Origin of the sequence: Paenibacillus jilunlii (genome assembly GCF_900102965.1) — a bacterium.
Taxonomy (GTDB): Bacteria; Bacillota; Bacilli; order Paenibacillales; family Paenibacillaceae; genus Paenibacillus_AQ; species Paenibacillus_AQ jilunlii.
Genome location: NZ_FNGM01000012.1, coordinates 177,308 through 188,482, shown reverse-complemented (window position 1 = coordinate 188,482; position 11,175 = coordinate 177,308). Strand labels below are relative to the sequence as shown.

General features: G+C 54.1%; 10 protein-coding genes. 8 read left to right on the top strand and 2 right to left on the bottom strand.

The window, feature by feature from the left end; all coding sequences use genetic code 11:
• The first annotated feature begins 132 nt into the window (after positions 1-132).
• The 6 genes from BLQ82_RS20365 (at position 133) to BLQ82_RS20340 (ending at position 6,877) form a co-directional block, all read left to right on the top strand.
• The gene (locus BLQ82_RS20365) at positions 133-927 is read left to right on the top strand and encodes a nucleotidyltransferase domain-containing protein (protein ID WP_062519285.1); all 795 of its coding nucleotides are present in this window, start codon (positions 133-135) and stop codon (positions 925-927) included.
• 46 nt (positions 928-973) lie between these two features.
• Positions 974-2,431 (top strand): 3' terminal RNA ribose 2'-O-methyltransferase Hen1, encoded by a 1,458-nt coding sequence (locus BLQ82_RS20360; RefSeq protein WP_062519283.1) that lies wholly within the window; start codon positions 974-976, stop codon positions 2,429-2,431.
• On the top strand, positions 2,431-5,046 hold the full coding sequence (locus tag BLQ82_RS20355; protein WP_062519280.1) for a polynucleotide kinase-phosphatase: 2,616 nt from the start codon (positions 2,431-2,433) through the stop codon (positions 5,044-5,046). Before BLQ82_RS20360 ends, BLQ82_RS20355 begins: the two co-directional genes overlap by 1 nt.
• A 313-nt stretch (positions 5,047-5,359) precedes the next feature.
• Positions 5,360-5,917, top strand: a complete 558-nt coding sequence (locus tag BLQ82_RS20350; protein ID WP_062519278.1) for an RNA 2'-phosphotransferase — start codon at positions 5,360-5,362, stop codon at positions 5,915-5,917.
• 86 nt (positions 5,918-6,003) lie between these two features.
• A complete protein-coding gene (locus tag BLQ82_RS20345) occupies positions 6,004-6,522 on the top strand; it encodes a mismatch-specific DNA-glycosylase (RefSeq protein WP_143013503.1) in 519 nt (172 codons plus the stop codon).
• Positions 6,497-6,877 (top strand): hypothetical protein, encoded by a 381-nt coding sequence (locus tag BLQ82_RS20340; protein ID WP_074648447.1) that lies wholly within the window; start codon positions 6,497-6,499, stop codon positions 6,875-6,877. Before BLQ82_RS20345 ends, BLQ82_RS20340 begins: the two co-directional genes overlap by 26 nt.
• A 500-nt stretch (positions 6,878-7,377) precedes the next feature.
• On the opposite strand, the gene BLQ82_RS20330 is transcribed toward BLQ82_RS20340, so the two are convergent.
• The gene (locus BLQ82_RS20330; protein ID WP_208810771.1) at positions 7,378-8,352 is read right to left on the bottom strand and encodes an MraY family glycosyltransferase; all 975 of its coding nucleotides are present in this window, start codon (positions 8,350-8,352) and stop codon (positions 7,378-7,380) included.
• Positions 8,353-8,438: 86 nt separating this feature from the next.
• Here BLQ82_RS20330 and BLQ82_RS20325 point away from each other — a divergent pair, with 86 nt between their 5' ends.
• The gene (locus tag BLQ82_RS20325) at positions 8,439-9,122 is read left to right on the top strand and encodes a YjjG family noncanonical pyrimidine nucleotidase (protein WP_062519270.1); all 684 of its coding nucleotides are present in this window, start codon (positions 8,439-8,441) and stop codon (positions 9,120-9,122) included.
• A 108-nt stretch (positions 9,123-9,230) separates the two neighbouring features.
• Positions 9,231-9,899 carry a stalk domain-containing protein gene (locus BLQ82_RS20320; protein WP_062519268.1) on the top strand — a complete coding sequence of 223 codons (669 nt, stop codon included), beginning with the start codon at positions 9,231-9,233 and terminating at the stop codon, positions 9,897-9,899.
• Between the two features lie 174 nt (positions 9,900-10,073).
• On the opposite strand, the gene BLQ82_RS20315 is transcribed toward BLQ82_RS20320, so the two are convergent.
• Positions 10,074-11,057, bottom strand: a complete 984-nt coding sequence (locus tag BLQ82_RS20315) for a ring-cleaving dioxygenase (protein ID WP_062519267.1) — start codon at positions 11,055-11,057, stop codon at positions 10,074-10,076.
• Between the last annotated feature and the right edge of the window lie 118 nt (positions 11,058-11,175).

Sequence of the window (11,175 nt, the reverse complement as noted above, 5' to 3'; positions counted from 1 at the left end):
TCCGGCAGCAGCATATATAGTTGTTTTCCGGTAATCATATGCCTGAATTTGCATAGCGGCAGACTGGCCATGGACGATGGAGTCCATGGCTTTTTTGTATTTTGTTGTGGACAAGAAAAGGAGAGATGCACAATGTCAGATATTCATACATCCATTATCCGCGAGCTTCGTGCTATCGAAGCGGAGGAGAATGTCCGTATCCTGTATGCTTGTGAATCCGGCAGCAGGGCCTGGGGGTTCCCTTCCAAAGACAGTGACTATGATGTGCGGTTCCTTTATCTGCGGCGCCCGGAAGCGTACCTGTCGATCTTCGAGCAGCGGGATGTTATTGAACGACCCATCAGTAACTTGCTGGATATCAACGGATGGGACCTGAAAAAGGGGCTTATCCTTTTCCGCAAATCCAACCCGCCGCTGCTGGAGTGGCTGCAATCTCCGATCCGATATGAAGAGAACTACACTGTGGCGGAGAGTATCCGCAGCTTGTCGCCGCTAGGATTTTCGCCCAAATCCTGTGTGTATCATTATCTTCACATGGCCCGGGGAAATTACCGGACTTACCTGCAAGGCAGCGAGGTCAAGATCAAGAAGTACTTCTATGTTCTCCGTCCGCTTCTGGCCAGCGCCTGGATTGAGAAATATCAGGAGGTGCCGCCCCTCGACTTCACCACGCTGGTACAAGACCTGATTCCTGAAGGCAGCGAACTGAGAGAAACGGTCGATAGGCTGCTGGTCCGCAAAATGTCAGGCGATGAGCTGAATCTGGAGCCGCGGATTGAGGGTATTAACAAGTACCTGGAGCAGCAGATCAGCCATTTTGAAGAGAGTGCGGCCCGGTTTGGATCAGGGAACGGGGTAGAAGACAACGTGCTGGATGAACTGTTTCGTTCCGCACTGCTTGAGGTATGGGGCGGTGAGAGCCGCTGAACCCCGTAGAGAGAAAATCAAGTGACGTTAAGGAGAGATGGACTCTATGCATTTAATCATTAGAGCGGCTGGCGCGGGGGCGGGTATGCTGTCCCGCCTGCTGGCCAAAAATCCCAATAACCTGTACGACCGGATGGAAAAAGATGCCCGGGTGCGCATCGTCTTCACCGCCTCTTCGGAGGAAGAAGCGGAAGCGGTTATTTTTGTTACGCCGGACCCGGTTGAGCTGGTAAAAGGCGCTTCTTCGGCGCACAATGATATTACGCAGTATATCAATGACCGTGAATTTGTGGTGAGCAGCCTGTTCTGCACCTACATCCGTTCCGCGCTCGGCACGGCGCTGAACGGCAAAACGAAGGAAGCTTACTTGCCGTGGGTTGAGCGGAAGCTGGCCCTGGAGCTGACCTTTGGGCCTGTCGCATCCAATTTGCCGGATGTGGTATTGGAGGGGCTGTTCACTGCTCTGGGCTATGAGGTAATGCTGGAGCGCGGGCATGCCGGCTATACCTTTGATCTGAAGAGCCGCAGCTCTGTACGGTATATCAGGCTTAAGGGGATGCAGACGCTGCAGACGGCGCTCCGTCAGCTGTTCGTGCTGATTCCTGCACTGGATGACTACAAGCATTACTACATCAGCGAGGATGAGGTGGACAAAATCAGGCGTTACGGGGAAGGATGGCTGGAGGATCATCCCCAGCGCGGGCTGATTCTGAAGCGCACCCTGCGTTTTGCTGATGCCATCCGGCAATATGAGAGTCTGACGTCCGGTGGCGATCCTCTGGAAGGGACTCAGGCGCCGGATGAAGCATCAGGAGAAATGGCTGAGACGGCTGAAAAGGAAGCCCTGTTCCCGCGGGTGGCAGCAGCTGCGGCCGAGGCTGGCGCAGCACCAAAGGTCAGGCTGAATGATCTGCGTTATGCCGCGATCGCGGACGTGGTGGAGAATCTTTCGCTGAGGCGCAGCATCGTGGACTTCGGCTCCGGGGAAGGGAAACTCTCCGCGAGGCTCAGCAGTGTGCCGGGGGTGCGCGAGATTAAGGCGGTGGAGCCTTCCGCCACGGCACAATTGCGGGCGATGGATCGTTTCGCCAGGCTGGAGGGAAAGGCTGGTGTTCCTGTACCGGAGCCGGTGACGGGATCGCTGTTCTATTACGATGAATCGCTGCGGAGCAAGGATGTGATGATTCTCTGCGAGGTTATCGAGCATATTGATGAATACCGGCTTGGCCGGGTGATGGAGACGATTTTTCACGAATATGCTCCTGGGGCGCTGATTATTACTACACCGAACAAGGAATACAACGAAGTATATGAGATGGATCAGGAGGAAATGCGCCATGGGGACCACCGTTTTGAGTGGAGCCGGGAAGCTTTTGCCGCATGGTGTTCCCGCTGGACTGAGGCTTATAACTATTCCGTCCGGCTGAGCGGGATTGGCGAATTCGTGCAGGATTATGGATACCCGACGCAGATGGCCATATTTACGAAGGAGGATACGTTGTAATGACTGACAGACAAGAAGGGCAGCGGGTGATTCCTTTTCCGCACGGAGGCATTGTTGTGCTCGTCGGGCCTTCGAACAGCGGCAAAACGACCCTGCTCCGCAGACTGGTGCAAGAAGGTGTACTGCTGCAGACGGAGATCGTCTCTTCAGATGATTACCGGACACTGGTGGGGGATGTTGAATACATCGACTGGAAAGGCCGCCCCCGGGAGGAAGCAGACATTCTGTACGGAGATTATCAGCTGCTGTCGAATCTGGCTTTTGAGGCGATGAATACCGTGGTGTCGATGCGCTGCCGGCTGGGCAAGCTGACGGTGGTGGATGCCACACATCTGCAGCCGGAATACCGCAGGAAGTATATCGATTTGGCAGCCGGACATGATCTCCCCTGTGCTGCCTGGATTCTGGATCTGCCGGAGCAGACCCTGTTAGAGCGGGATAAAAGCCGGGACCAGCCGCGCGGCAGACAGCGTGTGAAGCAGCAGTTCGTCCAGTTCAAACGTTCGCTGCGCGGATTGCGTGACGAAGGCTTCGACTTCACTTATATGCTCAAAGAAACCGAATCCGTCCAGTTTATCCGCAAAAAGAACCCGCTGCTCGCTGAAATTGGTGCAGGAGTGGATGTGATCGGCGACATTCACGGCTGTTATGATGAAATGCTGGAGCTGCTGGGACGGCTGGGGTATACACCGGATGATGCAGGACTCTACCGGCATCCGGACGGCAGAACTTTGATCTCCGTCGGAGATGTGATGAGCCGTGGACCGAAATCGCTGGATACGATGAGATTCTGGAAAAAGCACTGCGATGCCGGGACCGCCCGCATGATCGACAGCAATCACGGCTGGAAGATTGCCCGCTACCTTAGCGGCCGTCAGGTAACCCTGGGCCATGGCGATGAGAATATCGCCGCGGAGCTTGCACAGCTTGCCCTTGAAGCAGGCGGGGAGGAAGCGGATGCGCTAAGAGAGGAGTTGAAGCAGTTTCTGCTCTCTGCACCCAGCCATCTGGTGCTGTGCCGTGAGGGGGTTCGGCGTGTAGTTGTTGCCCATGCCGGAATCCGGGATGAATATATCGGCAAGCAATCCAAGCGGATACAGGATTTCTGCCGCTACGGCGATACAGACGGCTTGGATGCCACAGGAGCCCCTGTGCGCAAGGAGTGGTATGTAGAACATGAATCCGGGGAGCTTATCGTCTGGGGACATGATCCAAGACCTTACCCGACAGTGGTGAAAAATACGGTTAATATTGACCAGGGTGCGGTTTTTGGCGGTTCTTTGACCGCTTACCGCTATCCTGAACAGAAGTTTGTCAGCGTCAAGGCTTATCAGGATTATGCCCGGGACCCGGACAGCCCGCTGATCCGCTGGGAACGGGGGAGGTTTTCCCCGCCTAATCTCCGCAAGCTCGTGGAAGGGTACTCTGTCATGACGGACGCCTACGGCGAAATTTCTGTGCGCGGTGAATTTGTAAAAGCGGCGATAGACACGGTGTCCCATTTCACCATCCCTATGGAGGAGCTTGTCTACATTCCGCCTACGATGAGTCCGGCACCGGCGGTATCCGCCGATGAAGCGTACCTGGAACATCCCCGTGAAGCGATTGCTTACTACCGTTCCCAGGGCGTTAAGACTATGGTGGCGGAGAAAAAACACATGGGCAGCCGCGCCGTTCTGCTGCTGTTCCGGGATGAAGCCGCCGCTGTGCCCTATGTGGGCCGTCCTACGCTCGGCACGGTTTACACCCGTACCGGCCGGGCCTTCTTTGGCAAGGACACCGAGACGGAAGTGCTGTCCCGGTTGAGCTCGGACTTGCACCAAGCCGGTTACTGGGCCCGCTATGATACCGATCTGCTGCTGCTTGACGCCGAAATCATCCCGTGGAACCTGAAGGCGCGCGAGCTGATCGCAACCCAGTACGCGCATGTCGCAGAAGCTGCTGCTATGGACCGCGAGCAGCTCCTGGGGAAGCTGCGTGAAGCGGAAAATGCCGGACGCGACGTGTCAGGCTGGGTACAGGAGATGGAGGGCAAGCTGAAGAACGCCCGTGTATTCCGTGAAGCGTTTCAGCAGTACTGCTGGGACACCAGCGGCCTTGACGGCGTCCGGATCGCTCCGTTCCATACGCTGGCGCACAGCGGGCGGACTTTTTTTGACCAGAGCCATCTTTGGCATATGGAGCATGGCCGCGAGCTGGCCGGAGTGTCGCCGCTTTTTATGGAGACGGAATTCCGGACGGTCACCAGTGAAGCTGATGAAGCCGATGTGATCCGCTGGTGGGAGGAGCTGACCGAGGACGGGCATGAAGGCATTGTGATCAAGCCGGAAACCTTCATTGTCCGCAGCGGCAAAGGCTTAATCCAGCCTGCCATCAAAGTCAGGGGCCGCAAGTACCTGCACATTATATACGGGATGGACTATCTGCAGCCGGACAATCTGGCCCGGCTTAAGCTGCGCAAAACCGGCAAAAAAGAGCGCCATGCCCTGATGGAATGTGCCCTCAGCGTAGAGTCGGTGGAACGCTTTATCCGCAAGGAGCCGTTGGAACGGATGCATGAATGCGTGCTTGCCGCCCTGTCGCTCGAATCCGATCCGGTTGATCCGCGGTTGTAGGCGGGGAGAACAATCAATGAAGAGGGCAGTCCGTTAGTGGGAAAAAGGTTCACTATTCGAACTCATTCGGCTTATGGAGCATCCTATGTGGGAAAAAGTTACATGAATTATGTGTACAAAATCCCACTAAAACCTTCGGTAGCCAGGATTTCAGCTGATTAGTTTTACTTTTTCCACTTAGGTTCAGTCTCTTATGAGCTTTATTGTGTTCTCCAAGTTTTTAAGTTCCCCGGTTCAACTCATATAGCAGGCCGTTCCATTCCGGATTTTTATAATAATGAATGTATAAGATAGCAAGGAACGAGGTGCAAAAATGTTAAATCATGCCGCTGAGGTTTCGCTCAGCAAATTTATGACCAAGCTGCTCCGGCATACACCGGCAGAGTATGGCTTGCTGCTTGATCCTGAGGACGGCTCCTGTCTGCTGGAGGATCTGCAGCGTGTCATCCATGCTGCCCCGAAATGGGCAGGGATCACCGAAGAGGACATCCGCCAGGTCGTCCGGAACAGTGAAAAGCAGCGCTTTGCCATAGAGGGAGACCGTATAAAAGCGCGGTATGGCCATAGTCATGCCAAGCTTACATATGAGCCGGGAAGCCCGCCGGAGGTTCTGTATCATGGGACGCATCAGGCCGCGCTGCCTGCGATCTTCAAGGAAGGGCTGCTGCCGATGGGACGGCAGTATATACATTTATCGGAAGGGCTCCATTTTGCCAGCCTGGCCGGGAGCCGCAGGGGTAAATTGGTGCTGCTGACCGTGGATACAGTTAAGGCTGTACATTTGGGAGTGACCTTCTATTATGCAGGCAATGAAGTGTGGTTGTCAGAGCCGATTCCACCTGCTTGTATTGCGTTGCGGGAAGAGTCGTAGGTGTTCATACTGCCAAGCTTGAGCAGCGAAACGATTGTGCAGGACAGCATTGTACCGCCAGCTTCTACATGAGGGAGGGATATACCATGGATGAAGTGCCGGATCACTTGGACCACGGCTTGCAGATTGTTTTTATCGGGTTCAATCCCAGCCTCCGTTCGGGGGAAGTGGGGCATCATTACGCTAATCCGCGCAATAATTTCTGGCGCATTCTGGAGCGCTCCGGCCTGACGCCCCGTCTCTATGATGCTTCAGAGGACGGGGAACTGCTCCGGCTGGGCATGGGCTTCACCAACATCGTCGCCCGCCCGACGCGTGGTGCGGAGGATATTACCCGCGAGGAGTATGCCGGGGGCCGGCAGATTCTCCGGGAGAAGCTTGCACGCTACCGGCCGGAGATCGCCTGCTTTGTCGGCAAGGGCGTCTATACGGAATTCAGCCGCCGCACGAAGGCGGACTGGGGCTTTCAGGATGATCAGCCTCCTATCGTAGACGGCGTGAGGGAGTTCGTCGCCCCCTCGTCCAGCGGCCTGGTCCGTATGCCCCTGCCGGAGATCGTCGCCATTTACCGGAGGTTGTATGAGTATATTCAGGAGGGTTCCTGAAATTAATGATGGGAACGGGGGAATCAAAGGTAAAAGTGCCTTTGATTTCGCCCGTCTGACCGGGAATGGGGAAATCAAGGGTAAAAATACCTTTGATTTGGCCCGTCTGACCGGAAACGGGGAAATCAAGGGTAAAAATACCTTTGATTTAGCCCGACTGACCGGGAACGGGGAAATCAAGGGTAAAAATACCTTTGATTTCGCTCGTCTGACCGGGAACGGGGGAATCAAGGGTAAAAATACCTTTGATTTTGCCCGACTGACCGGGAACGGGGAAATCAAGGGTAAAAATACCTTTGATTTCTCCGCTTGGCCGGAAACGGAGAAATCACTTTCCCCAGCAGCAGGTGATTAGGTGGAAAAAGGAAACTTAATTCTCCCACAAATCAACAATCGTGAGATTTAAGTGGAAATAAGGAACCTAATAAGGCTAGATTACCTTGTTTAGAGCAAAATTAGCCAAATTAGTTGCCCTATATCCACTTAGTCTGCAGAACGCACGGTGCTTGAACAAATTAGTTGCCCTTTTTCCACTTAACCTGCTACGGAGACGGAGTCCCTTAAAAGACACGTACGCCTTCTTACATACGTACGCCTGTTACACATACTTCTTGATGCTATCACGTCTGAGTGGAAGCAAACAAAGCAAGGGTAAAAATCCTCCTGGAATCCGCCCGCCTAGCGGGAAACGTGCGAATCCAAAGTAATATAAAGCACCTCATAAAAACACCCTTGATCTCAGATATCAAGGGTGTTTTTGCTGCTATGCTGTTGTCCGTCTCAGCCAGTGCAAAGTTCAGCACGTTGCCCGCTCCAACTTGTGTCAATGCCAGTCTGCTTCCGTTCCAGCCGCGATCAGATTTGAATCAGCAGCAGAATAATGGAAGACAGCGACAGGCAGACGCTGGCCAGATATAGCACGGCAACGACCTGCTTTTGGTTCAGGCCGGCCTTGAGCAGGCGGTAATGGACCTGGGTCGCATCAGCCTGATAAATGGACTTGCCTTGTACAAACCGTTTGATGACGACAAACAAATTGTCGAAGATTGGCACGCCGAGCGCGAGAATCGGGATGAACAGGGACAGCACCGTCGCCTGCTTGAACGCCCCGTCCAGCGCGATTACGGCCAGGATGTAGCCGAGAAAGGTGGCCCCTGCGTCACCCATAAAGATTTTGGCCGGAGCTTTGTTGTAGCGCAGGTAGGCAATAGTGACGCCCACCAGAGTGATCGCCATCATAGCCGAGGTGGATTGTCCCTTCGCCAAAGCAACTACGAACAGCGTCACTGCGGAAATAGCGGTCAGACCGCCTGCCAGACCATCCATGCCGTCCGAGAAATTAATCACGGTAGTCACACCGAAGATCCAGAGAATAGTCAGCACAAATTGCAGGATCACCGGCAGCGAGATATAATCGCCGGAGAAGGGGTTGATGAATCCGGTGAACGCATTGCCCGACAGAAAGACCAGAATCGCCGCCGCGATCTGAACGATGAATTTCGGCAGCGCCGGGAAGTCCTTGCCTTTGGTTTTGTACCAGTCATCAATCGTGCCTATGGTCAGCAGGAGCACACCGCCAATGAACAAGGCGAGAGTACCCAGCGAGAAATCGCGGGTGAACAGCAGATATGTAATAAAAAATCCGATGAATATAGCATAGCTGGCTGTAAGCGGAATGGGCTCCCTATGTATTTTGCGCTCTACATCCTGCCGGGGCTTGTCCACAAAATCAAGCCGGAATGCGAGCCTGCCAAGCGGAGGAATCAGCAAATAGACGATGCAAAAGGACACCAGAAACGCTAGAACATAAAAAATGACAATCACCGCCATTACATTTTTTGAAAAGGCCTGTCTGAATTATATCGCAAATGGCTGCTGCTTGTCGACGAGACACGAAATTGGAGGGAAAACGAAAGATGAAATATGAGGTCATTTTATTTGATGCCGATGATACCTTGTTTGACTATGGGCTGGCAGAGAGCAGGGCGCTGTACAATGCTTTTGCCCATTTTGGACTGCCGGCGGGTGCTGAGGATTATGCTGCGAGCTACAAGGAAATCAACGCGGCACTGTGGAAGGATCTGGAACAGGGCCGGACCACCTCTGCCGTGCTGCGGGTCGAGCGGTTCAACCGGCTGTTTGCCGCGCACAAGCTGGACCTGAGCCCTGAGGCATTCAGTGAAGCATATCTGAAGTTTCTGGGAGAAGGGACGTTCCTTATTCAGGGAGCGGTAGAGCTATGCCGGGAGCTGGCCGGGTGCAGACTTGCGGTTATTACCAATGGAATCAAGGATGTGCAGCTGTCCAGAATTCAGGGCTCTCCGCTGAGCAGCACCTTTGAGCAGATCATTATTTCCGAGGAGGCCGGGTGTCAGAAGCCGGAGAGGGGGATTTTTGATTATGCTTTTGCCAAGCTGGGGATCTCTGACCGGGGCAAAGTGCTGATCGTCGGCGATTCGCTGACCTCTGATATCCAGGGCGGGATTAATTACGGAATCGATACGTGCTGGTTCAACCCGCTGGGCAAGGAAGGCGCTCCGGGCATTCATCCGACTTATGAGATCCGGGAGCTGTCCGAGCTTCTGGAAATTACCCGCTAATGCACTGTTTTAACAGTATGGCAGGTTAAAAACTTTCTCTGGTGATTAAATATATTAAGATGACTTAATCATTCTCTATCATCAAATATAGACAGGGAGAGGATTCTATTGAAGAAAAAATGGCTGATCGCCGCGGTTGCCGCGGGCATGACGATAACCGGTACGGCAGGTGTATATGCGGGAGCGAAGCTGGAGCAGATCAAAGCCTATCTGAACCACAGCATCGGTGTGGTCGTGGACGGCACCCCTTATTGGCTGAAGGACGGCAACGGGAAAACTTTAACGCCTATCACCTACGAAGGCATCACCTATCTGCCGATCCGTTCGGTCGCCGGTGCTCTGAAGGTGCCGATAACTTACGATGCCGCGAACTATAAAGTGAGAATCGGCAAAGGTGCCGAAGCCGGAGGAACCCCGGGAACGGGTGCCGGGACTGCTGCCCCTCCGGTGGAGAGCACGGAACGGCCGGTTAATCTGCCGAAGGATTTTCCAATTCCGGCGGATGCCGTTATAGCAACTACACTGGATACGGATGCAGATGGAGTGAAGAAGGCGGCCTTTACCTACTCCACACAGGAGACCCTGGAAACAATGGGCTTTGTGTACAGTGAATATGTGCGGATTAAGAGATTGGACAATGCAGCTCAGACGGTTACTGCCAGCACAGTCAAAATCTCCGGCCGGCTTGGCGGGACAAGCCCGCTGTCCATCACCGGCAAGGCCTCAACCGCCCGTCCGGGCTTCAATATCTTCACCGTCACATTCTCGGAGAGCTGATTTATCTGCTTTCGGCAAAAAACAGCTGCGCCTCCTGAAGGCCGCAGCTGTTTTAAATTTACGCTGTATTTACTGAGCGCTATAACGGAAACTGCCTCTTGCAGAGGACAGCGGAGCCGCTTCCGCTTGCACCAGGGTCTTCGCCGACCCCAAAGCAAATATAAACGGAAGCTGTTATCCCTGCTGCCGGGTATCCAACGGCTTCAGGTGCGCCTCGATCTGCGGGCGTTTATCTTCGAGGAAGGGCGGCAGGGCCAGGGATTCGCCCAGATGCTCGATATCCTCATCGGTGGCGAAGCCCGGACCGTCCGTAGCCAGCTCAAACAGGATTCCGCTAGGCTCGCGGAAGTATAGAGAGCGGAAATAGAAACGGTCCACAAAACCGGAGTTCGGCAGTGAATAGCTGCTGATTCGCCCGATCCACTGCTTCAGCTCTTCTTCGTTGTCTACGCGGAAGGCGACATGATGTACACCGCCGCGTCCAAGCCGTTCCTGCGGCAGATCGTTGCGTTCTTCCAGATGGATCTCCGCACCGGAGCCGCCTTCGCCGGTTTCGAACACGATGACATCCGGCTGTCCTGCAACCGGGGAAGGATAGGTGCCTTTGCGGCGGAATCCAAGCAGCTCCACAAGTACCTTTGCGGAAGAATCTGCAGCCGCGGCGGTCAAATGGACCGGACCCAGTCCGAGGATGCCGTATGCCGCCGGGACCGGGCTTTTGTCCCAGGGCTTGCCGCCTGCAACACCCTGGTTGTGCTCATCCGATACAAGGATCAGGCGCTGTCCCTCATGATCCCGGAAGGCCAGCGTCTTGCGGCCGCCGCGGTCCTGAATCTCATCATGCTCCACCTGGAATTCCGCCAGCCGCTGCGTCCAGTACTCCAGCGCTTTGTCGTCAGGTACGCGGAGCGACAGCGCGGAAATACTGTTGTTGCCGTCGCGGTTGCGCCCTGCGTTCGGAATCTCGAAGAAGGTAACCTCAGTGCCGGGATTGCCTGCCTCGTCCCCATAGAACAGATGGTAGACGGAGACATCATCCTGGTTCACTGTTTTTTTGATCAGCCGCAGTCCGAGCACCTCGGTATAGAACCTGAAGTTTTCCGGGGCTCTGGCTGTAAGAGCCGATACATGGTGTAGGCCTTTTAATGTTAAACTCATAGTAATTCCTCCTGAAGTTTGATGTACATTGCTTCAATAGACCGCAAATTATAGTTAGCATGATATCAAGTTAATGAATAATATTAAGTTACTTACATTTTAATAGTAATTGATAGAA

Excerpts from the sequence above, each read along its gene's own strand:
- BLQ82_RS20365 (WP_062519285.1), top strand. The coding sequence starts at position 133 with ATGTCAGATATTCATACATCCATTATCCGCGAGCTTCGTGCTATCGAA.
- BLQ82_RS20360 (WP_062519283.1), top strand. The coding sequence starts at position 974 with ATGCATTTAATCATTAGAGCGGCTGGCGCGGGGGCGGGTATGCTGTCC.
- BLQ82_RS20355 (WP_062519280.1), top strand. The coding sequence starts at position 2,431 with ATGACTGACAGACAAGAAGGGCAGCGGGTGATTCCTTTTCCGCACGGA.
- BLQ82_RS20350 (WP_062519278.1), top strand. The coding sequence starts at position 5,360 with ATGTTAAATCATGCCGCTGAGGTTTCGCTCAGCAAATTTATGACCAAG.
- BLQ82_RS20345 (WP_143013503.1), top strand. The coding sequence starts at position 6,004 with ATGGATGAAGTGCCGGATCACTTGGACCACGGCTTGCAGATTGTTTTT.
- BLQ82_RS20340 (WP_074648447.1), top strand. The coding sequence starts at position 6,497 with ATGAGTATATTCAGGAGGGTTCCTGAAATTAATGATGGGAACGGGGGA.
- BLQ82_RS20330 (WP_208810771.1), bottom strand. The coding sequence starts at position 8,352 with ATGGCGGTGATTGTCATTTTTTATGTTCTAGCGTTTCTGGTGTCCTTT.
- BLQ82_RS20325 (WP_062519270.1), top strand. The coding sequence starts at position 8,439 with ATGAAATATGAGGTCATTTTATTTGATGCCGATGATACCTTGTTTGAC.
- BLQ82_RS20315 (WP_062519267.1), bottom strand. The coding sequence starts at position 11,057 with ATGAGTTTAACATTAAAAGGCCTACACCATGTATCGGCTCTTACAGCC.